The organism is Algoriphagus pacificus (assembly GCF_017254845.1).
GTDB lineage: Bacteria > Bacteroidota > Bacteroidia > Cytophagales > Cyclobacteriaceae > Algoriphagus > Algoriphagus pacificus.
In genome coordinates this window covers 134,357-159,996 of record NZ_JAFKCU010000001.1, presented here as the reverse complement: position 1 = coordinate 159,996, position 25,640 = coordinate 134,357, and the positions used below count along the sequence as shown (strand labels likewise).

Genomic DNA, 25,640 nt, shown 5'->3' with positions numbered 1-25,640 from the left:
TGTTTTACTGAATCCTTTGAAAAAAGTTTAGAATTAAGCCAATGTTTACTTATTTCTTTGAGCTTCCAGAGTTCTTCTGACATCTTCCAGATCTCTTCTGATTTCGAAGATACTTTCCCATTCCCTGCCTTCAACTCCATGCTCGATTCCTACATAGCTATGAAAATTATGGGACAACACAATTTTCATCATTCTGGTAAAATCCAAAGGATGTTCCCTGCCTTGATCATCCCAAACTTTTGGCTTTAGACTGACTCCTTTAGCATAAGGCATCAATTCATCCACTCCTCGATAGGAATCGTAAGAAATGTCTTTGTTGTTTTCATTGGCGATTCGGAAGTTGCCAAAATCAGGCAATGAGCCCGCTAAAGGATGCGCAGTTTCTTTGATCATTTCTGCCAGCCATTTAGCATCACTTGAGAAACCTCCGTGATTTTCAATAATCACAGAGATATCAAAATCCTCAGCAAATTCGCAAAGCTGCCTCAATCCTGAGCTGGTGATATCCATAGCAGTTTTGGCATCGGCAGGATTGGTACTCCAGGGAACTGCCGAATAGGCATTGACCCGTATAGCATGGCAACCTAAAAACTTGGCAGCTTCCACCCATTTTTTATGGTTTTCCACCGTCTGCTTTCTTCCTTCGGAAGTTGCCGCTCCAAGCATTCCTTCACCGTCACACATGATCAAAACAGAGGTGACACCCTCTCCATCTGCACGGGTTTTCATTTCCCTGAGGTAAGCCATGTCTTTGGCTTTATCCTTGAAAAATTGATTTACATATTCTACAGCATCAATCTCATGTTCTTTAGCAAGTTTTGCAAAATCCAAATGATCGATTTTTCCTGCAAATAGGGCCTTATTCAAAGACCATTCTGCAAGTGAGATTTTAAACAAAGGGTCAGCTTTTGTTGAACCAAAACTGAATTGCGGTATGCCCATTCCAATTGCGGCAGTGGCTAGACCGGCATTTTTAAGAAAAGTTCTTCGGTTATTCATGATGTTTGGGTTAAGATTTGAAAAATATATGTTCGGTAATTTTATTGCCTGTTTTTAGATTTCCCAGCCTGCTCTGTAAGTTCTGCTAAGGAATTGATTGGCAGCTTCGTCATTTGTGATTTTCACAAGTTCGGGATCAAATTCGATTCTTTTATTTGCTCGCAAGGCTATCGCACCGAGGTTGATCGTGTCAGTAATAGTTTGAGCTCTGGTAAAGCTTCCGGGAGTTTGACTTCCATTTTTTACAGCCTCAACCCACATATCCGTGTTCCGATCTACCTCTCTGGAATTAATTTTTTCTGAGTCAGGCCTACTTGCCATTTTGCTTTCCGGAAGTAATATTGGGTTTTCGCCACGGAATCCTCCTAAGATTTTGCCTTTTGTGCCTACCAGCATTAAGCCTTCTTCAGGGGTGTCTTTTCCTGCTGCTTCCAATTCTTCCGGAGCGAAGGGCTTCATTCCTCCATCATACCAAAAGAGATCAAATTCTGGCAAAGATGCTTGCATAGGGAATTTCCATTTGATCATGCAGCTTGCAGGAAAGGCCACATTATTTTCCACCCAATGATACACATGATCAATTTCTTCCCGCGTGGTTGTGCCAAATGCTTTTGCAACTATTGGAGAATTTGTGATGCCCAAAGTTTCGAAAAGCGGAAACAAACTATAATGCCCCATGTCCGCTACCGAACCGCCCCCGAAATCGTACCAGCCCCGAAAGACGTTGTTGGTATAGTGAGGATGATACGGCATGTCGGGAACTGGCCCCAGCCACAAATCCCAGTTAAATCCTTTGGGTATTGGTTTGGTTTCTGTGGGTCTTTTGGTCCATTGCTGCCAAACAGGCCGATAAGACCAATTGTGGATTTCTTTAAGATCTCCGATCAAACCTTCATCCATCCATGCTTTTATCTGGCGGTATTCTGGACGATCAGACCATGCCAATAAATGGGTGGTTACACCGGTTTTATTAGCCTGTTCAATAACTTTTCTTCCTTCTAAAAGCCTATTGGAAATGGGTTTGTGAGTTACCACATGAATTCCTTTTTCCATGGCTGCCATAGCAATCGGCGCATGGGTATGATCAGGAGTCATGATTTTGACAACATCGATTCCTTGCTCTTTTGCAAAAAGCTCTCTAAAATCCTCATAGGAGCTGCAGCCTTTGTATGTTCCTCCGGGGTTGTTTTTTGCGTAATATTTTTCAACGTAAGCCTGTCCAACATCCCTGCCTCCTGGGATTCCATTTGCTTTTTCCCACCATGTATCATCTCCCAAAACCTCTCTGATATCATCTCTGATCCCGTAAGGTGACCAGTCTATGTAATCTTCTGTGTACTTATTTGAATCACATACTGCCACCACGCGGATTTGGGGATTTAATAATAAACCTCCCATTTCTCGAAGACCTTGAGTGCCGCAACCGATATTGGCTACAGTAATCTGATCAGAGGGAGGAACTTTTCCCAAGCCTGCAATGACATGAGAGGGGACAATTGAAAAAGAAGCTGCAATGGTTGCCGCTGTTCCGATGAATTCGCGTCGATTCAGCTTTTCGGGTGAAGACATTTTTTTTGGGTTCTCGTTGAGGATATAATTTAGCAAAGCTTCAAATCAAAAGAAAGTCTCTTTAAAGCTTGCAGCGATTTAGAAGTTTTCAGGGAGTCAACGATTCTTTATCAGGGATTAATTTGACCAGTATTTTTTCAAAAATGCCGATCAAAGGAAAAAATAAGAGTACACCCAATCCATTGAATATCACATGTGCATTTGCTATGAGATGATCTAATTCAGATGAATCGGAAATCCAGCTGACAAGAATTAGAAATTGGGAGAAAAAAATCAATCCTAGAGTGATGCAAATCAGATTGAATGCCAAATGAAATACCCCCGCTCGAATAGCAGCTCTTTTGCCTTTGATGGTGGCAAGTAGGGTGTCAGAACAAGTTCCGAGTTCAGCTCCTAGCATCAAGGAAACACCTCCTGCTGCATTGATTAAGCCCTGTTTTCCTAGGAGAATAGCAATTCCCACCGTTGCACTGGAGGACTGTATAAGTAGGGTAATCAATCCTCCAACCCAAGCACCTTGAAATTGATTTCCTTCTACTTTGGTGACCCAAGTTTCAAAAAGATCACTTTCCCGAAGTGGCATGACAGACTCTTCCATGACAAACATTCCAAAAAACAGCATTCCAAAATAGAAAAGGACTTTTCCATACTCAGAATAAGGCTCCTTTTTGATGAAAAGCTGAATAATTAGCCCGATGCCTAGGGGAATGACTGAAAAACTGGAAATGTCCAAGGCAATCAATTGGCTGGTCATGGTTGTGCCAAGGTTAGCCCCCAGAATGATACCGATTGATTGTCTAAAGTTTAGGGCTTTGGCATTTATTAAGATGATGGTCAGAATAATCACTGCTGATGAGGAGCCCATCAAGACAGTAACTACAATTCCCACCAATAAAGAAAGCCAACTGTTCCTTGTGTATTGATGGATGTAGGTTTTGGATTTTTCTGAAAAAAAATTCTCCAGCACCGCTGACAAGCGGGAAATAGAAAAAATAAATAAAATAAGACCTCCAAGAAATAAGGGAAGGATGGATCCATTCATATAATCCAATTTAAGAATTGTTGGAATTTATCTGTATGGGGGATGAATATTTCTGGTAAAAAGCCTAAATTAACTTTTCCCATTTTGAAAGAAAACTATGAAAATTTCATCCTTGCGCATCAATAGTTTAGTTCTCGCTTTATGCTATTTATTTTTCTCTTGTTCTGAGCCAGAGGAGCAAAAAATGGAGATAGATTATCCTACCCATCCAAACATCGTTTGGATTGTGAATGAAGATATGTCTCCAGAGCATTTGGGAGCTTATGGTGGTACTGGAGGTAAAACTCCCGTTTTGGATCAGTTTGCTACCGAAAGTTTAAAATATACCAATGCTTTTTCCACTGCAGGAGTTTGCGCTCCGAGTAGGGCTGCCATTATCACAGGAGCCTATCAAACTTCCATAGGTGCACATAATATGCGGACATTGGGAATGTCTGCCAACGCACTGGATGCTTATCCAGAAGGGTTCAAATCTTATTCGACTGTTCTGCCGGACGGAATGAAAGGTTTTCCTGAATATTTAAGGATGATTGGGTATTATACTACCAACAATTCAAAGCAAGATTACCAATTCGTAGCACCAAAAACTATGTGGGATGAGAGCAGTAACAATGCTCACTGGAAAAATCGACCTGATCCCAATCAACCTTTCTTTTCCATTTTTAACTTGACGATTTCGCATGAGTCACAAGTTTGGGCAAGAGCAGATGAACCTTTGTTGGTAGATCCGGCTGATGTAACTGTTCCTCCTGTTTATCCTGACGATTCCATTTCCAGACATACCATGGCGCGATTCATTACAAATGTGATGCGCATGGATACCCAGGTAGGAGAGATTATTCAGGAACTGAAAGATGCCGGATTGTATGAAAACACAATTATCTTTTACTATTCAGACCATGGTGATGGGATGCCTTATTTCAAAAGAGAATTGTATGATAGAGGGTTAAAAATTCCGCTTTTAATCAAAGCTCCTTTTTTAGAACCTGGATCTGTAACTGACGAATTGGTGAGTTTTGTTGATTTTGCTCCCACGGTACTTTCATTGGCAGGGATCAAAATTCCTCCATCCATGCAAGGTCAGCCTTTTTTGGGGCCTCAGAAATCAGCACCTAGAAAATATGTCTATGCTGCCCGGGATAGGATGGATTCAGAGGTAGATCGGGTGAGAGCAGTAAGTGATGGGCGCTATAAGTATATCCGAAATTACATGATCAACCAGCCAAACTATCAAAACATCAGGTATCGATTAAATAATCCACTTATGGTTCATTTACTTGAGCTCCATGAACAAGGGCAACTTACTCCTGATCAAGAGCGCTGGTTTGATGAGACAAAGCCAAAAGAAGAATTATACGATACCCAAGTTGATCCCTGGGAATTCAATAATCTGGTTGGAAACCCTGAATATGATGCGAAGTTGGAGGAAATGAGAAAAGCACATTTGGATTGGATAAACTATTATGGGGATCTGGGTGCTAAACCTGAAATGGAAATGGTCAAAGAATGGTGGGGTGGAAAAGATACTGCTCCGGTCACTGAAGAACCTATTGTGCTGTTTGAAGATGGTTTGGTAGCCTTGGGATCCGGCACACCTAGCGCTTCTATCGGTTATAAAAAATCTTCTAAAGACGTATGGTCTGTCTACCAAGAGCCATTTGAGGCAGCAGCTGGAGATTCCTTGTACGTTTTGGCTCATAGAATTGGATATGAGCCAAGTGAAAAGGCCATTGTTTTAAAAGTGGAGGAAGTGGAGGAATAGGAATTATTGAAGGTTTGTTAAACAAGGAATTCCCTCTCTTGAATCCTTTCCAAAGGGAGGCTTGATTCGGTATTCTTGAAGTCTTTGCTCAAAATCATAATCCTGAAATTGATAAGTTGGTGTGTATCGGACCTGGTCCCAATAAAGGGATCTAGGTTCTTTTGCTCTCAGGTCACCTGTTTTTGCCATCCAGTCTTGTAGTTGACTGTTCATTTTTGCTTTTACGGTAGCATAAGTCTCATCTTCAGCCAGATTATTCAATTGATAGGGATCAGCTATGACATCATAGAGCTCTTCAGCTGGCCTCTTTTCAAAAGCCAGTTTGAAGTAATCAGGTTTTCCTGCTTGGCTTTTACCCTTTAGACTCATAATCAAATACTTGGTGACGGAATTATCCACGTCTCCGTATTGACCGACGGATTGATGGGCCGTTGAATCACCGGCAGGATTTCTTTCAGGCATCATGTTTCGGATGTACAAATACTGATGATCTCTTACAGCCCGCATAGGATAAGACAAATCACCCTTCCTCACATTGGCATGCCTTTCTCTTTCTAGGAAAACCTGATCTCTGTTTTGCTTTTCCCCTGCAAAAAGCGGCCAAAGTGACTGTCCACTCATGGTGGGATGTTCTAATCCTGCGGATTCTACAAAAGTGGGAGCGAAGTCAACAAAATTTACAAAATCATCAATTACAGTCCCGGCTTTGATTTTCTTAGGATATCTAATAGCTAAAGGCATGCGGGTTCCATAATCATATAAATTGGCCTTTGCTCGAGGAAAAGGCATCCCATTGTCACTAGTCATGACTATAATGGTATTGTCAAGCTCCCCGATTTCTTCCAGCATTTTTAGCAGTTGTCCGCATTCCCGGTCAAATCTTTCTATTTCAAAAAAGTAATCCAAAATGTCATTTCTGACACAATCGTTATCCGGGAAGAAACCTGGTACGCTTACATTTTCGAGATACATTCCAGTTTGGATCCCGGTATTTGGAACATATTCCCGATGAGGATCAGTACTTCCAAACCAAAAAGTAAAAGGTTCATCATTTGCCCTTTGTGCAAGAAAGGTTTTAAAATCTTTGAAACTCTTACCTGCCGGATTATGCTCCATTCCACTGACTTTGAATTCTCCAGGTCCCCAACCTTTGCGAGTTGAGCCGGTCAAATAGCCGTCTTTTTCCAGCATGCCAACATAGGTAGGATATTGGGCTGGGAATTCTGACCAAAGATTTCCTCCGGCTTCATTTTGATGCGGATATCTACCCAACAATACAACTGCTCTGGAAGGCGAGCAGGAAGGGGAAGCGGTATAGGCATTGTTAAACAAAGCACCTTCAGCTGCCAAGCGATCAAATGTCGGTGTGCGGACTAAAGGATCTCCATAAACCCCAGCATGAGGAAAAGACCAATCATCAGCGATCAGAAATAGAATGTTGGGTTTTTTCTCTTGGCTAAAGGCAGCGTAAAAAGTGAAGAAAAGGGAGAGAGTGGCTAGAAGATTTTTTTTCATTTGGAACAGGGCTATTCAGGAATTTAAAATCTTCTGCTCTATAATCCAATTCCAAAGAATCTTAAGTGTCTTCTGATGGTAATCTACTCAATCAATGCGGAGTGTTTCCAAGCTTTCCATTCCTCCTCTAAGAAGATTCAAGTCCACATTTTCTTTGATTCCGCTCATTCTCCCTTTTTCAGAAAACTGCCAAATCACCCAATTATCGCTTTCGGGATGTTTCACGGGATTATAATTTGCTATCCAAAGTGGATAATCTTCAAAGCCATTCCCGACTAAAACATGTCTGTTGAAAGTATCGCCGGTATAAATGATGGGCTTTACACCATAATGCGCTTCCACCAGCTCCAGCCAATTCTGAATTCCTGTTCTGAGTCTTTCCTTAGACTGAATGGTAGAATGTCTTTCGATATCCAAAATAGGTCTTAGATCTCCCCGACTTAGTTTCACACGCTTGATGAAATTTTCTGCTTGTTTCGTGCTGTTTTCATTGGGTCGGTAATAATGATAGGCCCCACGAATCACATTCATCGTATCCAAAGCATTCCAATATTCCCGAAACAATTTATCTTGATCGTAGCCCATTGTGGCTCTGAAAACGAAGAACTGTACTGGCTTATCTTTAATTTGAAGCTCCAGGTTTTTCCAATCAATTTTTCCCTGATAATGCGAGATGTCAATCCCAAGAATTGGTTCTGGTTGGGTTTTGAAGACATAGTCAAATTTCAATTCCTCCTGTTCAGAAGCAGGCAAATTGGCATAATAGGGAGTATTATGGAGCTGATTCCAAGTGGTGAAGATTAAATAGCCCGCACCTGAGGTCAATAGAATCAAAAGCAGAATAAGACCTGCGGGTATCTTTTTAGACTTTTTCCGTGGCATTCAAGTAGGATTTGATCAGACTTACCTCGTCAGACGGTACAAAAATAAGGTACTTCTTTTGATCAATTCTGGGTATTCTTTCATGTTAATTGTTTCTCCTGGAGCGTGGGCACCCGAACCCGATGCACCTAAGCCATCCAGGCAATCCAAGTAGTCGGCCACAAAGGAGATATCTCCCGCACCTCGGCTTCCTGGGTCTCCTGGTTTTACTTCTCCTAAGCCCATATCCAGACTTAATTCGCTGAGGATTTCTGCCAAAGCTAAATTAGCTTCTGTAGGAACCATAGAGGGTAGTCCATCATTAAAGATGATTTCGGCATCAGTTTTATTCAAATGGCGGTCTACAATGGCTTGCATTTTTAGGCGGGCGGCAGCTTTTTGGTCTTCTCCTAAAAACCTCAAATCTCCAGTTACAAATGCCTCACGTGCAACAATATTGGTTTTGCCCAAGGCTTCTCCTTTGCCTGTTTCAGCATCATAGGATATGTCCGAGCCCCCGATTATTTGGCCGGGATTGAATGTCAAATATTGCTCTCCAGCCAATTCTTCCTGAAATTCAGTCAAGATTCTCGCTGCTTCATAAATGGCACCGTATCCCACAGATTCTCTAAATACACCACTGGAATGTGATTGTCTACCACTTGTTCTCAATTGCCAGCCACTACTGCCTCTTCTTGCAACAGTGGTAATCCCAAAGCTTTGCGTTGTCTCATAACCGAGCGCAACGTCATGTTCTTTGGCTCTTGCGATAAAGTCTTTTCTGGACAATTCTTCATTACCAGAGCTTTCCTCATCACCCGTAAAATAAACCGTTACAGTTCGATCTTTTAAATAACCCAAATCATGCAAGGCTTTTAGACTGGCAAAAGCCATTACATCTCCACCTTTCATATCATTTACACCTTGTCCAGTAGCTGTGGAATCATTGAGGTAAGTGAAGGGAGAAAAAGGCATGTCTTTTTCAAAAACCGTATCTAAGTGGCCAATGATAAAGATTTTCTTTCCTTTGCTACCTTTTCTACTGGCAATGAAATGTCCTGAACGCTTGACTTCAGCAGGCAACACCAGCCATTCTGTTTCAAAGCCGATTTTTTCAAATTCTCTGGCAAAAACATCTGCAACAGCTTTGACTCCTTCTGAATTCAAGGAACCTGAATTGATATTCGTTACCTCTTCCAACAAAGCCACTGTGGAGGCATAGTTCTTTTCTACTTCAGCGATTAATTTTTCCTCCTCACGACTTAGTTTTTGTGCAAAAGCGTGGGTGGATAGACAGATCAAAAAACAGAGAATGCTTACAGATTTTTTCATGACTGAAAAATAAGCGAAATGATCGGAAAAGACTTAGCTAGAATTGAATTTGATTTCTGTTGAGATAAATGAAACTTGGTTGAACCGATCCATGGAATTTCTGCTGTTCAAAATCTTTCCATGAAGAATAGAATCGAAAGATAAATTAGTAACTTAAGCAGATGACTTGGTATTATTTTTAGCCTATTGCCAAGGATAGCTTAGAAAAATCAAAACTTTTAATAGAATCGAACATGAAAAATCAAGAAAGTAAAGCAATTTGGACAGATGGGGCAGAAACAGAGGAGTGGAATGACTCAAGAAATTGGGATACTCAGCAAGTGCCAAGTACCAAAGCTATTTTTTCAAAATCAAAGAAGACTCTCATTACCTTTTCAACTTTAGAAACTGCCAAAATTGATGAGATTGAATTTACCCCAGAAGCACCGTCTTTTACATTTCTTTTTGGTTCTACACCCAGCAAACCTGCATTGACCATCGAGGGCTACGGGATAGTCAATCATTCTAAAGTCACCCAAAGTTTTGTGGTGGCGGGAACTGGAGCAAATTTCAAATTCCCACAATTAAAATTTGCAAATAACGCCACAGCGGGAGGGCATGAGATGACCTATCATTCAGGACCGGAATCTTTGGAAAATGGGTACGGAGGCGGAATCATAGGATTTGCAGATCATGCCACAGCCGGATCAGCTAATTTTGTGGTGCGAACAGGAAAGCAAGCTCCTCCAAAGACTGAGAGAAGTACCGTGGGAGGTGAAGTGAGTTTTAGTGATTATTCCACTGCGGAAAATGCTTCCTTTATCATTTATGGAAGTTTAGGCATAGATGGGGATACTTTTGGGAACACTGTTTTTCATGACAATGCCACAGCAGCTCACGCCAAATTCACAAATATTGGTGGCACTGTCGCAGGTGGTGATGGTGGGAATACCCAGTTCTATGGATCATCCAATGCCGCCCATGGCTTATTCCATAATTATGGAGGGACATTTTACAAAGCGAATGGCGGAGATGTGGCTTTTGATGGAATCGCTGATGGTGGAAATGCTCATTTCCATAACTATCCAGCTTCAGTTCAGGGAGGAAATGGCGGAGTTACCAGTTTCAATAATAATCCTCCCATCATGGGTCAACAAGGAGCCTCAGCGGGTCATGCTTTTTATCACAATTATGGTGCAACTACCGAAAAAACCGGAGGTGGAGGACATACGGAATTTACTGCAAAATATGGCTGTCCAACGGGAGCAAAAGCCAATTTCATCAATTACGGAAGTATGATTTCTGGTAAATCCTCAGCAGGTCATACGATCTTTTCAATAAATCTACCTACCGATAATTTCCCTACTGCAGGCCATGGTACTTATAGAAATCAGCCTGCAGAAGCTTCTGGCGGCGCTCCAGGGTTTACCGAATTTGCTGTTTATGTAGATAAGGATGCTATTACGCCAAATGGTCCGGATCTGATGGCAGATCATCCCAAGGATAAGGTTCCAACAGCTGGAAAAGGTACTTTTTTGAATTTTGGTGGAAGTATTCCTGGAGCTGAAGGAGGTTTGACATCCTTTGCAGGTATTGCATCTGCCGGAGATGCCTTGCTGATTGCTTATGGAGGGCTAAATGGAGGAAAGGGAGGAAAGATCAGCTTCAGTGATCAGGCTCAGGGTGGAAATGCAAAAATCCAGTTATTTGGAAATGGAACACTAGATCTGGGCTGGCTTTCACAAAATATCAGTATCGGAAGTTTGGAACTAGCTGGTGGAATTTTACTAATGGAGCTTGGAAGGAAAGACGTAATGCTGCAGGTTTCTGAGGGCCTGATAATGCATTCGATTGAGATGACTTTTGAGTTTTATCCTGTCAAAGGTGAAGTTATCGATCCTTCCAAATGGTATAAAGTTTTATCAGCTCCTAATCTGGGTACTTTTCAAGCAAATCAGTTTTCAGGAAATGAAATCGACGGAGTAAAGCCATGTTTCAAAATAGAAGGAGAGCAACTATTGGTGAATTATAAGAGCTGAAGAAGGTAGTTTTGACTTCTTGCAGAAATTCTATAGCATTACTGCCATGAATTTAACATATGGGCTACCATTTGTTTCGATTTAATCCCCTCGCTCATTTTGGGGATTTGTTTATCTTACAAGCCTATTAAACTCAAACCATGGCCAATTTTATTATTGACGCAAAAAAAGAGATGACCTATGACGCCATTGTCATTGGGTCGGGCATCAGCGGCGGCTGGGCAGCAAAAGAATTATGCGAGAATGGGCTGAAAACGCTAGTTCTTGAGCGCGGAAGGATTGTAGAGCATGTGACAGATTATCCAACGATGACTTTGGATCCTTGGGACACTGAGCTGCGAGGAAGCCTGACACCTGAGCAAAAAGCAAGACATCCCAAAGGCATCCGCTCTGGATTTATCGGGGCAAATAATGAGCATTTTCATGCGAATGATGTTGAAAATCCCTACACAGAAGTAAAACCTTTCCTGTGGGTAAGAGCCCATCAGATGGGAGGCAGATCTTTACTTTGGGGAAAGCAATGCTACCGCTGGTCTGATCTTGATTTTGAAGCAAATCTAAAAGATGGTCATGGAGTTGATTGGCCAATTCGATACAAGGACATTGCTCCATGGTACACCCATGTGGAAAAGTTTGCCGGAATTTCTGGAGAGGCTTTGGGCTTGCCCCAATTGCCAGATAGCCATTTTCTTCCTCCAATGGAATTGAATTGTGTGGAAAAGCATGTGAAGGAGCGAATCGAAAAGGAATACAATGGTCGAAATATGATCATTGGAAGGGTGGCACATTTGACTGAACCATTAAATGGTCGCGGCAAATGTCAGTTCCGAAACCGATGTGACCGAGGCTGTCCTTATGGAGCCTATTTCAGTAGTAATGCGGTGACTTTGCCTGCTGCGAATGCAACCGGAAACTTGACAATTAGACCTTTCTCGATCGTTCAGTCTATCATTTATGATGAAACGACTGGCAAAGCAAGTGGAGTACGAATCATTGATTCTGAAACAAGTGAGATGCTGGAATATCAAGCAAAGATTATATTCTGCAATGCTTCTACTTTAAGCACCACGCAGATTCTGATGAATTCTACTTCAGACCGATTCCCAAATGGACTAGGAAATGACAGTGGTGAGTTAGGCCATAATCTAATGGATCATACTTATCGTGTTGGGGCCATGGGCAAAGTGGAAGGCTTCGATGATCAATATTACAAGGGAAGAAGACCGAATGGGATCTATATTCCTCGCTATTATAATCTGGATGAACAAACCAAAACAGATCGTTTTGTAAGAGGATTTGGATTCCAAGGAAGTGGAGGAAGAGCTGGCTGGGGAGCTGGATCGAATCAGGAAAATTTCGGAGGGGAATTTAAAGATAGCCTGATGAAACCAGGGCCTTGGGAATTTTTCATTACAGGATTTGCAGAATGTCTTCCAAACCATGAGAACAAAGTTTATTTGAATAAAGAAGTCTTGGATAAGTGGGGTCAGCCGACCCTAAGCATTGATGCCGAGTGGGGAGAAAATGAGTTGGCGATGAACAAAGTGATTCGAGAAGATGCCAAGGAAATGCTTGAAAGAGCAGGTCTTCAAGATATCATGGATTTTGACAACGAGCATGAAATGGGTTATGGGATCCATGAAATGGGTACAGCAAGAATGGGCAGAGATCCCAAGACTTCCGTGCTGAATGGAAACAATCAGGTCCATGGAGCAAAGAATGTTTTTGTGACAGATGGGGCTTGTATGACTTCTTCATCCTGTGTGAATCCATCCCTGACTTACATGGCATTGACAGCCAGAGCAGCAAATTTCGCAGTATCCGAACTCAAGAAAAATAACCTATAATCCTATGAACAGAAGAAACGCATTACGGAGAACAGCCCTGCTGGCAGGGTCAGCAGTTGCTACACCTACTTTGCTTTCCCTGCTTCAATCATGCAAGGAGCAAAAGCGTGTGGATTGGGTTCCTCAGTTTTTAAATCAAGATCAGGCAGTCTTTTTGGCTTCCTTTGTAGATACGATTTTACCAAGAACAGAAACCCCTGGGGCATTGGATGTGAAAGTAGATATTTTCATGGATCTGATGTATGCCAAAGCTTATGATCAGTCTGCTCAAGAATATGTAAAAGCTGAAATTGATAAATTCAATGCAGCCTGCAAGGATGAATATGGAAGCGTTTTCGCGGATTTAAGTGAGGAAGACAAAACTGCAGTTTTGAAAAAAGCAGAGGCAGAAACGGCTAAATTCAACCCAGGTGTCTGGGGAACTGCTGTCGGAGAGCAAAAACCTGTTGCCTTTTATCGCCAGCTTAAATCCATGGCGCTATGGGCTTATTTTTCCTCGGAAGAAGTTGGAAAAAACATCCTGAGCTATGATCCTATTCCAGGCGAATACCTCGGTTGTATTCCGCTTTCGGATGTGGGAAATACCTGGAGTTTGTAGATTCTCAAACTATTCTAAGCTGCCTGGATCATTCTTGGCAGCTTTTTTTATCATTTGGTTTTTGATTAACCCGAAAATTAATCCACCGATAGCTCCCAAAACCAATCCAGCAGGTCCTGTAATAAAAATTCCTAACATCGGTCCTTGATTTGAATCAGGTGTAAAAATCATAGGCCCAATAAAACCAATCAAAAAACCTGTAATTCCTACAGCAATGGCACCTGTAAGAATATATTTCCCCAATGGAATTGTGGAATTCTTGGTTAAAATGTTTTTGCTCCAAACGATTTTTGCAAGGTAAACAGCGAGTGCTAGGCTTACGACATTGATTAGAATTGTTCCCCATTTAAGGTCGAATTCCTCACCAAATAAGACTGCTAAGAGAATTACTATTAGCCAATAGGAGAAATAATAACTTCCTAAAAAAGTAAAGACTGTAATAACTGCTCTTGCAAATTTATTCACTTTTGAAAAATTTAGTTATCTGAAGATACTAAATGATTTCCAATGAGTTACTACTTGGGATGTGATAAACAGGTATTCCTTTCACGTTTTCCTCAATCCAGGATTTCATAAATTCTGATCCTCCTTCTTCACTGGCAGAATGTCCAATAACAATCAAGCCAAGGCTTTCTCCCATTTCATTGGCATTTCTGACATATTCTGGGGTCTCCCATTCCGGGCTTTCTCCACAGATCAGTACATCTGGCTTCTCTTGCATCATAATTTCTATCTGTCTTCTTCCACCGATCGCGCCAGGTAACAAAAGGATTTTTGAGGCTTTTTGATTCAAATCACCCACATACCTCAAAGCTGGAACCCCGAGTTTCGACTTGATATGATCTATCAAATTTCCTAGAGTAGTTTCCGGAAGGTTCAGGACAGCATTCTGATTATAATATTCATTCCAGCCCAATTCATCGACCACTCCTGCTTGAACTCCGTCTATTGGTAGGCTGTGCACATAATCGTGATTTCTCCAGACCGCAATTCCATTTTCTTTCAAGAGATCAGCTTTAAACTGATAGACAGGATCTGAAGCCAGCCAAGCAGTTTCATCCTGATGATTATAGAAAGTAGGTTCATGTACGATGATAAAGTTGGCTTTTAGCTCAATTGCCTTCCGAATTACAGTGATCGTAGCAAACATGGTCGTAACAATTCCGGTGACAACTTGATCTCTGGAACCTGCTTTTAAAGTGTCTACCGTAGGACTAAATGGGGCATTTGGGACTTTAGAAATAAACAGATCCATGATATCTCCTACCATATATTCTACTTTTTTCGGAGCTGAAAAGAGATCCAAAGGATTTAAAAAGATACCTATTCCTAATAGGGTTGAGCTTTTTAGAAGGAAATCACGGCGGTTTTGTTTGGGCTTCATAGCTAGATTGGTTTATCTAAAGATAAGGAAGCCTTTTTATTTTGGGTGAGGTAGACTCAGAAGAATAAGAGAATTGGAGATTTAAAAAAAAATTGGGGAATTAAAGAGGTTCTGACTTTTCAGAAAAAACGTGGATGCAATCTACGTTTAGAAGGATTTTATAAGGTTCCAGATTGGGAGAACGGCTTTCATATGGCTTGTGGCGGTTTCAAAGCACTTTCCTGTCCAGCGAAACAAAAGCTACCTGCGGAGCGAATTCCTTGCTGATAGCCGTTCACTCGCCATAAGCTATATGCGTTGTTGTAAAACGTTTTTTTTCAGTATTTTATGGATAAATTTAGTCCTTCAAATGTCATCACTTGCTTTTGATTAAAGTTATCAAATTCAAGAGTTAAATGATTTCGTTGACCACCTTTGAAATCAATGTATTCACTACTTTTAAAAAAGGTCTTAAATTCTATCTCGTCTTTATTTAATGGTATTTCAAATTCCACCTGAGTGAGTTTCCGTATTCCATTCTTGTGATTGGTTGGCTCGTTATGGGCTTTTTTTTCGTCACGATATGGAAGTCTAAAAGTCCAAGGTAAATTTGGATTTTTTTCGTTTGTAATTATGTCAATTGACATTCCTTCTGGAAAGTAATTCGGCTGATAAATCTCGCTTCGCTCAAAAAGCTTGTCAGTACGTTTTGAGTTGACTAAACACAAACCAAAAGGGGAAAAATGATTTTTGTCAAATTGTGAACGTTCCCAAAGTTTTGATTTAGAAGTCAAGTCGCTTCGTATTTCAGCTTCGTCAATGACCCACAGAACTTCGAGAAAAAAATTCTCAAAATAAAATTTTCGATTCGTTGTCCCTTGTCCTGGATGAGTTCGACTACTTCCTTCAATAAAACCAAACTCAACCAATTTATCGGCTTCTTTTCCGTAATTTTTTGAAAAGATGAATATATGGTCTATTTCCATAGTTGTTGGTTTGTTCAAATGTTTTACAACACTTGTATATACGCCACTCCCTTCCTCTATTGCGTCTATATCGTAATTATCCACAACTAGCAGGAGTGCTTTGATAAAATTAAAAATTTCGTCAATATATTCAAGAAGCATATATTGGAATTGGCAAAAAAAAGCCATGACGTTTGCCATGGCTTTGAGTTATAAATTTTTAGACTTAGTTCACTGAGAGATTTGATATCCAAATAAAGCGTTTACCATTGGCTCCCATATGGTCCTGGGCAAAAGTTAGTGGTCCTAATTGAGTCTCATTTTCCCAAGTCCAAGTAGCACCTTGTTCTCCATTGCCTCTTCGGAATGTCCACTCCAAAATTTTATTGTTTTCATCTAGATATAGATCGTAAGCATCTCCTGGTGTATAGCCATCATTGGAGTTATAAAGGATAGTCAGTTTTGTAGATGTAGTTCCTTTCAAAGGCGTACTTACTCCTTCTTCTGTCTCGAAGGTATAGCCAGAATCCCAACCCAATTGGAAAGGCATCATAGCCCAGTATTTATCATTGATAAAAGCTTTGTCAGCTGGAGGCAGAGAATCTGTCATTAAGCTGTAGGAATAAGTTGTATCTGAGTCAGTGAAATCTACTGTCTTGTCTTTCAGGTTCCATAGGTAAGTTCGGGAAACAGAATTCACAGAATCACGCTGAACATTCCAAGTAAAGCCAATGCTATTTACCTGATCCATTTTATCAAAACCATAGGCAATAGCCACTTTCATAGGTAAAGTATCGGGCATGGTTTCCTTAGGTTGACAAGAACTCAAAGCCCAAATTAATAGGATTACAAAACTAAAATTTTTCATAGCGCAGTGGTTTTTTAGTAAATATAACAGGCAATTGAATTCAATTGTTTTTTGGGCCAAAAATTAATCCCCGTTTGTAAATTATTTGAAATCAGGATGTTCTTAGTTGTAGGGAGAAGGGCTGATGCTGGTCCAGCCTCCATCCACGATTAAAGTTTGACCCGTGATATGCTTTGCTTCATCTGAAACCAGAAATGCCGCTGCTGCAGCAATATCCTCCGGTGAGGCAGGTCTTCCAAGAGGGGTCAATTTCGACCAGGTACTTTCATAGGAAGAATCCAAAGCCGTTCGGGAAGTCATAGTGGCTCCCGGGGCAATAGTGTTCACTCTGATTCCCAAAGGTGCTAATTCCAAAACCAGATTTTTAGCAAGCATTTCGATGGCTGATTTGCTCATTGCATAGGCAGCAAGGTTTTCATGGCTTTGATGAGCTGTCACAGACGAAGTCAATAAAATTGCTCCCCCAGTTGGCTGGGATTTCATTTGATTTGCCGCTGCTTGCGCCAGGAAGAAAGTGCCAGCTTGATTGACTTGCATTACCTTCATAAAATCCTCTCGCTTGTACTCCAGAAAACTGCCAAATAAAGTAATCCCTGCATTAGCGATAACAATATCCACCGAACCAAAATTAGAAATCGCTGCCTCTATCATCGCATCAATGACAGCTTGAGAACTCGAATCACCCGGGATGGCAATAGCTGGCATCCCGTGGTGAACAGAGATTCTTTTGCAGGCATCTTCGATCAAACCTTCTTCCAGATCATTAAGGATGAGGTTGACGCTTTGAGCTGCTAGTTTTTCGGCGATAGCCAGTCCAATTCCCTGCCCAGCGCCTGTGATGATGGCTGTTTTTCTTTTGGACATCCTTTAAATTCTAATGTGAATCTCTTTTGACCTCAGATCCGGAACTGCCTTGGAGAAAATCAAAATCCACTCCCTCATGCGCTTGGTTCACTTTATCCAAAAACAGATTCACATAGCCGCGCTCATAAGGCAATTGAGTTGGTTTGAAATTCGCCCTTCTTTTTTCCATTTCTTCTTCAGAAACCAAAAGGTTCAAAGTTCTATTTGGCACATTCAATTCAATCATGTCTCCATTTTGAACTAAGGCAAGTGGGCCTCCGACGGCTGATTCTGGGGAAACATGGAGCACGACTGTTCCGTAGCCAGTGCCGCTCATTCTTCCGTCAGAAATCCGAACCATATCCTTGATTCCCTTGTCCAAGATTTTTTTAGGAAGGGTCATATTACCTACTTCCGGCATGCCGGGATAACCTTTCGGACCGACATTTTTCATGACCATTATGGAGTTTTCATCAATATCCAGATTTGGATTATCGATCATCGCTTTGTATTCATCGATGGTTTCAAAAACCACAGCCTTTCCGGTATGAGTCAATAAATGTGGACTGGCAGCAGAAGGTTTGATCACTGCGCCATTGGGGCAAAGATTTCCTTTCAAAACTGCTATTCCAGAATCGGGTTTAATTGGCTTTTCCATGGTGCCAATGAGGTTTCTGTCATAGCACTCGGCTTTTTGGATGTTTTCTCCGATAGTTTTTCCATTTACTGTCAAAGCATCCGTATGCAAATGTTTCTCCATTTCTTTCATCACAGCGGGTAATCCACCTGCATAGAAAAGGTCTTCCACCCAATGCTCACCAGAAGGCTGGACATTGGCAATCAACGGTATTTTAGAGGAGAAATGATCGAAATCCGTCAGGTCTAATTCTACTCCGATTCGTTTGGCAATGGCGGTCAAGTGCAAGATAAAGTTGGTAGAACCACCCAAAGCTGCATTAACCATAATAGAGTTTTCGAAGGCTTTTCTGGTCAGGATTTTACTCATTTTCAAATCCTCATTGACCATTTCCACGATTCTCATTCCGGCCATATGTGCCAAAACTTTCCTACGGGAATCGGCAGCTGGGATTGTTGCATTATCTGGAAGTGCTAAGCCCAAGGATTCTACCATTGCCGCCATAGTGGAGGCTGTTCCCATTGGAGCACAATGCCCCACAGATCGTGACATGGCTGCTTCTGCTTCGATAAAATCTTCCTGCGAAAGCTTGCCAGTTTTAAAATCTTCAGCAAACCTCCAGACATCTGAAGTGCCTATTTTTTTTCCTTTGAAACGACCGACTAACATAGGGCCACCTGAAACAACCAGCGCTGGAATATCCACAGAGGCTGCTCCCATAACTAGGGAAGGGGTAGTCTTATCGCAACCACACATCAGCACCACTCCGTCCATTGGGTTAGCTCGGATGCTCTCTTCCACGTCCATGCTGGCAAGATTCCTGAAAAGCATGGCAGTAGGCTTGATGGAGCATTCACCCAAGGACATCACAGGAAATTCCAATGGAAAGCCACCAGCTTCCCAGATGCCTCGTTTCAAGGCTTCTGCTAAATCTCTGAAATGTGCATTGCAAGGTGTGAGTTCTGACCAAGTGTTACAGATCCCGATGACAGGTTTGTCTCCTTCGAATAAGTGATGGGGAAAGCCTTGGTTTTTCATCCAAGATCTATAAATAAAACCGTCTTTTCCGGTTCTTCCGTACCATTCTTGGCTGCGGAGCTTTTTCTTTTTCATAGGTTAATTAGGCAAATTGGATGAGAATTTACCAAAAAAAATGAGAAGGAAAGAAAGGAGCTGGGATTGTATGAAAATTAATCAGCAAGAGATTCCAGTACCTCTTCCAAAGCCACAAGATCTACAGTGAAATCTGTCATGATGGAATCGTCTGTATCTCCCTGATTCAAAGTGTAATAGTAAGGGAGTTCAAGGGCATTTGCCAAATTGTAGTAGCACTGTGTCTTAGAATCCCCCTGATTTCGGAGTTCGACTACTGAACTACCTTTTGGTAAAAAAATCATGTTGGTCAATGCGGCACCATGAAGAGAAACCAGAATTTTGGTTTCGGACATCAAGCGAATCTGCTCTTTCAGAGTAAGCTTTTCAGTATAAACTATTTCGAAACCATGGCGAATCATCAGCAATTCCACATCTACCTCGTTGTGGGTTTTTCGCTTCGGTGCGAATTTTCTGCTGATATAAACTTTCCTAAAAGGCTCTTTCGAGGTTTTTAAGCTGAGCTTTTCCCTAGTCATTTGAGTAAGCTCTTCGTGGAAGTTTGGAAAAGTGGCAGTTCTTGGTGTAAGCACTAGGTTTTCTACCCAAAGATTTTCATTGGATTGATAGAAAATAGGTCTGATTTTGAGCATTTCCAGACTTTGGGTGACATAAGGTAGGTGTCGGTAAGAATCATGCAGAAAAACCCGATCGGAAATTTCCGTGTTCAATCCCAGCCAAAGTCTCGGTAAACAGTCAGTCATCCAATGGAAATAATTGGCACTCCATTCATCTTTGATCCAGATGCCGTGGGGAATTTTTCTCCATTTTTTTAAAAGACAATGAGCTATTCTTTTTCCTATAGGAAGTGGACCCAGCGAATTCACATGTGTATAGGTGGCATAAAAACTCATGTGCGAAGGTGAAAAAACCGTGTCCTGAAGTACAGCAACATTTTCAAGATGCAGTATAGGCCTGATTTGAAAATTCACTTCATACGCGTCAATAAAAAGTCGTTCATCTTCGGGCCGAAGATTTACAGGAGGTTTTCTTTTGACTTGTACTTCTTCCAACAATATTGATGCGTTGAATTTTTAAAAAGGTAACCCGGCACTTGGCCGGATTAGATTAAGCGATTCGTTCGATTTCAGCACCCAAAGCATTGAGGCGTTCATCGATGTATTGATATCCTCGATCGATTTGTTCGATATTATCGATGATGGAGGTTCCATTGGCAGAAAGGGCAGCGATCAGTAGAGAAACCCCTGCTCTGATATCAGGAGATGTCATTCGGATGCCTTTCAAAGGATATTTTCTGTCTAGGCCGATCACTGTTGCTCTGTGCGGATCACAAAGGATGATCTGTGCTCCCATATCAATCAATTTATCCACGAAGAACAAACGGCTTTCAAACATTTTTTGGTGAACCAAAACAGTTCCTTTTGCTTGAGTGGCTGTAACCAGCACGATACTCAATAAGTCAGGGGTAAAGCCTGGCCAAATAGCATCCGCAACAGTTAAAATTGAACCGTCAATGAAAGTCTCTATTTCGTAATGTTTTTGTGCTGGAATGTAGATATCGTCACCTTTGATCTCCAGTTTGATACCCATTCTTCGGAAGGTCTCAGGGATGATTCCTAGCCTATGAACTTGCGCATCTTTAATGGTGATTTCAGATTGAGTCATGGCTGCCAAGCCAATGAAAGAACCGATCTCAATCATATCCGGAAGCATCTTATGTTCAGTGCCTCCCAGTTTCTTTACTCCGTCTATATGGAGTAAGTTAGAACCAACTCCCGTGATTTTTGCCCCCATACGGTTGAGCATATCACAAAGCTGCTGCAGGTAAGGCTCACAGGCAGCATTGTAAATAGTCGTTTTGCCTTCAGCCATCACAGCGGCCATGACGATATTGGCGGTACCAGTTACAGAAGCTTCATCCAAAAGCATGTAGCAACCTTTCAGGTTGTTTCCGTCGATGTGGAATATCTCGTTTTTTGAATCGTAATGGAATTTGGCACCTAGTTTTTGGAAGCCGAAAAAGTGGGTATCCATTCTGCGTCGACCAATTTTGTCTCCTCCTGGTTTGGATAATTTACCCGTACCGAAACGAGCCAAAAGAGGACCTAGGATCATTACTGAACCACGTAGGGCAGAGGCTTTTTTCAGAAAGTCCTCTGTTTCCAAATAATCTAAATTGACTTGGTCTGCTTTGAAAGAATAAGACTCAGGTCCCAATTTGGTCACTTTTACTCCCATATCTCCCAAAAGTTCGATCAGTTTATTGACGTCACGAATATTTGGAATCTTATGAATAGTGACTTCCTCAGGGGTGAGCAGGACAGCACAGAGGATTTGCAAAGCTTCGTTTTTCGCTCCCTGTGGGATGATTTCACCTTTTAGATGATTTCCCCCTTTGACCCGAAAAGATGCCATTAATTTCTACGTTTTTTGTTGTGGTTGTTATTGTTTCTGCGCTTGTTGTTGTGTTGGCGCTTGTTTTTGTGGTTGTGCTCTTCCTGGATTGGAAGTTTGAAATCACGGCGAGTATTTGATTCAAAAAGGCCGTTTTCTTTCACTTTTTCCAAATCAATATGGAGTTTTCCTTTTGACAGCGTCTTGATGTCATCCAAAATGATTCCATCGTCGAAATTGTCTCTGTTCCAAGTGGTATGAAAACTTCTCATCAGCTGGCCGATAAAGATTATGGCAGCTTCCTGCTCTTCATCGTCTTCGATCGTGATGGCATTTTCGATTAGTTTCTCTATGTTTCTGCCGTAGTGTTTGAACTTGATTTCTCCTTTTGGATATCCAATCGGCTCAGGCTTTTTGCCTAAAAGTTCTTTTTCCGGCATCGGAAAGGGACTGTCCACATCCAATTTAAAATCAGACATGATGTATAAGTCATCCCAAAGCTTTTGATCATTCTCCTGTTTCAAAGAAGGATTCAATTGCTTGATGATTTCTATTGCCGTATACGCACTAGCGGTGCGTTTTTCGCGGTCTTCAATACCCGTGATATGATCAACCAGGCGTTGAACGTTTTTGCCGTATTCTTTCAAAATGAGTTTTTGTTTGTCAGGTTCAAGTTGCTCCATGTGGCCTCCCATTTTTGCATAGTAAAAGGTAGCAAAAAAATACCAAAAGGCAGGTAGGCAAGTGATTAGTCTATAATTCTGAGCTTCGCAAAGCTAAGTAATAATGTTTTCTCACCAAAATGTTCGAATTGAATCGTTGCTTTTCTATTAAGTCCTTCAGTTTCAATTTTTTGTACTTTTCCAAATCCAAATTTTGGATGCTCCACCAATTGTTCTGCTCGCAGGTTATTGGTATTGGACGGTTTGAAGTCCGGACTAGGCGTATGGACTTTCATCGTCGTGGCAACTCTTGTTTCTGGTTTTTTCTTAATGCCGATAAATCCAGAGCTTCCAGGTAATCCTTCTTTTCGCAGAGCGCCAGGCATTTCTCTTGTCGCCGCCATCCTTTTGTTTACCTTGATGCAAGCCGGATCCACTTCCTCCAAAAATCTGCTTGGCTCACAGTTCAGCAATCTTCCGAATCTGTAACGAGTCAAAGCATAGGTAAAGTATAATTTATCCATGGCTCTTGTCGTCGCCACATAAAATAATCGCCTTTCTTCTTCCAGGTCTTCCCGGCTTTGCATCATCATCTGAGAGGGGAAAAGATCTTCCTCTAAGCCCACCACAAATACCTGTTTGAATTCCAGGCCTTTGGACGAGTGAATGGTCATCAAAGTGATTGCTTCAGTTTGATCTTTGTCCTGATCATTGTCTGTCAAGAGTGCTATTTCCTGTAAAAAAGCACCAAGACTTTTATCTTCATTTTCAGGATTGTCAACATACTCTTTGATGGCATTCAGTAATTCTTGGACGTTTTCGTAGCGGTTGAGGCCCTCGATCGTCTTATCCTCGTAGAGTTCACGCAGCAAACCACTTTGCTTTGCGATATTATTGGCTGCTTCGAAAGCATCTTTTCGCTCTACATCAATTTGGAAAGCTTTAATCATGGTTGCGAAATCATCCACGGCATTTCCAGCTCTTCCCGGTAAAAAGCTATGGGCATTGGTTACAACCTCCCAAAGCGGGATGTCATGTTCGTAGGCTGCCACCAGCATTTTTTCTACAGAAGAATCGCCGACCCCTCTTTTGGGATAATTGATCACTCGTTTAAAAGCCTCCTCATCAGCCGGATTCACGGTAAATCTCATGTATGCCATCAGATCCTTGATTTCCTTTCTTTGGTAGAAGGAAAGTCCACCGACGATTTTATAGGTGAGGTTCATTTTGCGAAGCGCCTCTTCTATCGATCTGGATTGTGAGTTGGTGCGGTAAAGAATCGCAAAATCGTTGTTGCTGAGTTTTTTGTTATTTTTCTCTTCGAAAATTGTAGTGGCCACAATTCTTCCTTCCTCATTATCTGAACTCGCTTTGATCAATTCAATCTGATCACCGTCCGGATTGGAAGTCCAAACCACTTTTTTAAGCTGGGCTTTATTTTTATCGATGATGGAATTTGCCGCTTCCACAATGGTCTTAGTGCTACGGTAATTTTGCTCCAGTTTGACCACAAAAAGGTCTGGATAATCCTTTTCAAAATTTAGGATGTTTTGAATATCCGCTCCACGGAATGCGTAGATACTTTGAGCATCATCACCTACCACACAGATATTCTGGTGTACAGCAGCAAGTTTTTTAGTGATCAAATACTGGGACACGTTAGTATCCTGAAACTCGTCTACCATGATGTATTTGAATCGTTGCTGGTATTTGTTCAGCACGTCCAGATGATCCCGAAAAAGGATATTGGTATTGAATAGCAAATCATCAAAGTCCATCGCCCCGGCTTTGAAAAGCCTTTCTTGGTATCTCTGGTAGATTTCTCCCATTTTTGGCTTCATGGCAGCCTCATCATCTGCTTTCACAAATGGATCGTCCTGATATGCCTGCCAGGAAATCAGACGGTTTTTTGCTCCGGAAATTCTGGAAAGCACTGTGTTGGCTTTGTAAACTTTATCATCCAGATGCATTCCTTTTACGATAGAGCGGATGAGCGATTTGGAATCATCGGTGTCGTAAATGGTAAAGTTGGAGGGGTAGCCGATTTTTTCAGATTCCACCCGCAGGATCTTTGCAAAGACCGAGTGAAAAGTACCCATCCAGGTATTTCTTGCTTCCAGACCCGCCAAAGCTTCGATTCTATGTTTCATTTCGCTGGCAGCCTTATTGGTAAAAGTCAGCGAAAGAATGTTAAAGGCATCTACGCCTTTGGCATAAATCAAATGTGCAATTCTATAAGTAAGCACCCTGGTTTTGCCGGAACCGGCACCTGCAATGATCATGACAGGGCCATCGGTATGTTCTACAGCTTCACGCTGGGGTGGGTTAAGGCTTTCTAGGTAATCCATTCTAGCTTCTAATCGTTTTTCTATTTACCTAATCAGGAGATCTTCCATCGCTTATGACTCCAGAGGTACATGTCAGGTTGCTCCCGGATATTTTGCTCCAGCATTTCGCAGAACAAATCCGTAATGCTATGAGGCTGATGTTGATCGTATGGAGGCTGAGCCAAGGGGATAAATTCGTAATGATAGTAACCCCGCTTTACTTTTTTAAGTTTTCCATAATGAACATGCAGGTTCATTTTTTTAGAAAGAAATTCTGCTCCTTCAAAGAAAACTGCCGGACGATTCATGAAATCCCTCTGGTATCGGTTTTCCGATGCCGGCGGTCTTTGATCGGATCCCAGCAAGACGATCCGTGGATCTCTTCCCAAAGTAAGCATCGCTCTTCGAAACTCCTTCTTCTCTGTCACATATCCGCCAAATCGTGTCCGGATTTTTTTGATCAGTTCGTTGAAAAAGGGATTGTTGACTTTCAAATAGACTGTCTCAATCGGTACTTCGGAGTACAAGTTGGTACCGACAACACCCATTTCCCAATTGAAAATATGACCCGTGACCATCAATGAACTGATCCCTTTTTTCACCGGAGCATCTAAACCTTCCTGATTTACTATGACAAACCTTCTCTTGAATTCTTCTTCCGAAATTGTCAGTATTTTGATCGTTTCGGCAAATGTGTCAGTAAAATTCCTGTAAAAACGGTTTCGGATCTTTTTTCGCTCTGTGTCTGAGAGCTCTGGAAAAGCATGCAAAAGGTTTTCGTCTATGACTTTCTTTCTGTATCGGATCACATAACGTGCTACCAAATAAAGCACATCTGTAAACAAATAAAGGACAGAAAGAGGTAGTCTTGAGAACAGCCGGAAGAAAAACATAGAATGTAAGCGGGGAATTTGGCTGCTAAAGC

21 protein-coding genes are annotated in these 25,640 nt (G+C 41.6%); 4 read left to right on the top strand and 17 right to left on the bottom strand.

Going from position 1 to position 25,640, the window contains the following annotated elements:
* Positions 1 to 45: 45 nt before the first annotated feature.
* From J0A69_RS00715 to J0A69_RS00705, 3 genes are all read right to left on the bottom strand, one after another.
* Positions 46 to 999: a sugar phosphate isomerase/epimerase family protein gene (locus J0A69_RS00715; protein WP_206584592.1), complete on the bottom strand. Its 954-nt coding sequence runs from the start codon at positions 997 to 999 to the stop codon at positions 46 to 48.
* Between the two features lie 54 nt (positions 1,000 to 1,053).
* On the bottom strand, positions 1,054 to 2,568 hold the full coding sequence (locus tag J0A69_RS00710) for a Gfo/Idh/MocA family oxidoreductase (RefSeq protein ID WP_206584591.1): 1,515 nt from the start codon (positions 2,566 to 2,568) through the stop codon (positions 1,054 to 1,056).
* 88 nt (positions 2,569 to 2,656) lie between these two features.
* Entirely contained in the window at positions 2,657 to 3,610 is a 954-nt protein-coding gene (locus J0A69_RS00705; RefSeq protein WP_206584590.1) for a Na/Pi cotransporter family protein, read from the bottom strand.
* Between the two features lie 97 nt (positions 3,611 to 3,707).
* Between J0A69_RS00705 and J0A69_RS00700 the strand changes: the two genes are divergently transcribed.
* The gene (locus J0A69_RS00700; protein ID WP_206584589.1) at positions 3,708 to 5,372 is read left to right on the top strand and encodes a sulfatase family protein; all 1,665 of its coding nucleotides are present in this window, start codon (positions 3,708 to 3,710) and stop codon (positions 5,370 to 5,372) included.
* Positions 5,373 to 5,375: 3 nt separating this feature from the next.
* Here J0A69_RS00700 and J0A69_RS00695 read toward each other — a convergent pair whose 3' ends face one another.
* The 3 genes from J0A69_RS00695 to J0A69_RS00685 form a co-directional block, all read right to left on the bottom strand.
* Positions 5,376 to 6,887, bottom strand: a complete 1,512-nt coding sequence (locus tag J0A69_RS00695) for a sulfatase family protein (protein WP_206584588.1) — start codon at positions 6,885 to 6,887, stop codon at positions 5,376 to 5,378.
* A gap of 87 nt (positions 6,888 to 6,974) precedes the next feature.
* A complete protein-coding gene (locus J0A69_RS00690; RefSeq protein WP_206584587.1) occupies positions 6,975 to 7,769 on the bottom strand; it encodes a glycoside hydrolase family 25 protein in 795 nt (264 codons plus the stop codon).
* A gap of 21 nt (positions 7,770 to 7,790) precedes the next feature.
* On the bottom strand, positions 7,791 to 9,080 hold the full coding sequence (locus tag J0A69_RS00685) for a M20/M25/M40 family metallo-hydrolase (protein ID WP_206584586.1): 1,290 nt from the start codon (positions 9,078 to 9,080) through the stop codon (positions 7,791 to 7,793).
* A gap of 233 nt (positions 9,081 to 9,313) precedes the next feature.
* On the opposite strand from J0A69_RS00685, the gene J0A69_RS00680 reads away from it, so the two are divergent.
* The 3 genes from J0A69_RS00680 (at position 9,314) to J0A69_RS00670 (ending at position 13,543) form a co-directional block, all read left to right on the top strand.
* Entirely contained in the window at positions 9,314 to 11,098 is a 1,785-nt protein-coding gene (locus J0A69_RS00680; protein ID WP_206584585.1) for a hypothetical protein, read from the top strand.
* A gap of 140 nt (positions 11,099 to 11,238) precedes the next feature.
* Positions 11,239 to 12,945 carry a GMC oxidoreductase gene (locus tag J0A69_RS00675; RefSeq protein WP_206584584.1) on the top strand — a complete coding sequence of 569 codons (1,707 nt, stop codon included), beginning with the start codon at positions 11,239 to 11,241 and terminating at the stop codon, positions 12,943 to 12,945.
* Positions 12,946 to 12,949: 4 nt separating this feature from the next.
* Positions 12,950 to 13,543 (top strand): gluconate 2-dehydrogenase subunit 3 family protein, encoded by a 594-nt coding sequence (locus J0A69_RS00670; protein ID WP_206584583.1) that lies wholly within the window; start codon positions 12,950 to 12,952, stop codon positions 13,541 to 13,543.
* Between the two features lie 9 nt (positions 13,544 to 13,552).
* Here the strand turns inward: J0A69_RS00670 and J0A69_RS00665 are convergent, their stop codons facing one another.
* The 11 genes from J0A69_RS00665 to J0A69_RS00615 form a co-directional block, all read right to left on the bottom strand.
* Positions 13,553 to 14,008 carry a hypothetical protein gene (locus J0A69_RS00665; protein WP_206584582.1) on the bottom strand — a complete coding sequence of 152 codons (456 nt, stop codon included), beginning with the start codon at positions 14,006 to 14,008 and terminating at the stop codon, positions 13,553 to 13,555.
* Between the two features lie 28 nt (positions 14,009 to 14,036).
* Positions 14,037 to 14,927, bottom strand: coding sequence for a Nif3-like dinuclear metal center hexameric protein (locus tag J0A69_RS00660; RefSeq protein ID WP_206584581.1), 891 nt, complete (start codon positions 14,925 to 14,927; stop codon positions 14,037 to 14,039).
* Positions 14,928 to 15,244: 317 nt separating this feature from the next.
* A complete protein-coding gene (locus tag J0A69_RS00655) occupies positions 15,245 to 16,072 on the bottom strand; it encodes a VOC family protein (protein ID WP_206584580.1) in 828 nt (275 codons plus the stop codon).
* A gap of 25 nt (positions 16,073 to 16,097) precedes the next feature.
* Positions 16,098 to 16,739 (bottom strand): hypothetical protein, encoded by a 642-nt coding sequence (locus J0A69_RS00650; protein WP_206584579.1) that lies wholly within the window; start codon positions 16,737 to 16,739, stop codon positions 16,098 to 16,100.
* Positions 16,740 to 16,841: 102 nt separating this feature from the next.
* Positions 16,842 to 17,603, bottom strand: a complete 762-nt coding sequence (locus tag J0A69_RS00645) for an SDR family NAD(P)-dependent oxidoreductase (RefSeq protein ID WP_206584578.1) — start codon at positions 17,601 to 17,603, stop codon at positions 16,842 to 16,844.
* Between the two features lie 10 nt (positions 17,604 to 17,613).
* A complete protein-coding gene (locus J0A69_RS00640) occupies positions 17,614 to 19,332 on the bottom strand; it encodes an IlvD/Edd family dehydratase (protein ID WP_206584577.1) in 1,719 nt (572 codons plus the stop codon).
* Between the two features lie 77 nt (positions 19,333 to 19,409).
* Entirely contained in the window at positions 19,410 to 20,387 is a 978-nt protein-coding gene (locus J0A69_RS00635; protein WP_206584576.1) for a glycosyltransferase family 61 protein, read from the bottom strand.
* Between the two features lie 52 nt (positions 20,388 to 20,439).
* A complete protein-coding gene (gene murA, locus J0A69_RS00630) occupies positions 20,440 to 21,747 on the bottom strand; it encodes a UDP-N-acetylglucosamine 1-carboxyvinyltransferase (protein WP_206584575.1) in 1,308 nt (435 codons plus the stop codon).
* On the bottom strand, positions 21,747 to 22,409 hold the full coding sequence (locus J0A69_RS00625) for a DUF4290 domain-containing protein (RefSeq protein ID WP_206584574.1): 663 nt from the start codon (positions 22,407 to 22,409) through the stop codon (positions 21,747 to 21,749). The genes murA and J0A69_RS00625 overlap by 1 nt, the downstream gene beginning before the upstream one ends.
* 65 nt (positions 22,410 to 22,474) lie before the next feature.
* Positions 22,475 to 24,736 (bottom strand): ATP-dependent helicase, encoded by a 2,262-nt coding sequence (locus tag J0A69_RS00620; RefSeq protein WP_206584573.1) that lies wholly within the window; start codon positions 24,734 to 24,736, stop codon positions 22,475 to 22,477.
* Between the two features lie 32 nt (positions 24,737 to 24,768).
* Positions 24,769 to 25,608 (bottom strand): lysophospholipid acyltransferase family protein, encoded by an 840-nt coding sequence (locus J0A69_RS00615; protein ID WP_206584572.1) that lies wholly within the window; start codon positions 25,606 to 25,608, stop codon positions 24,769 to 24,771.
* Between the last annotated feature and the right edge of the window lie 32 nt (positions 25,609 to 25,640).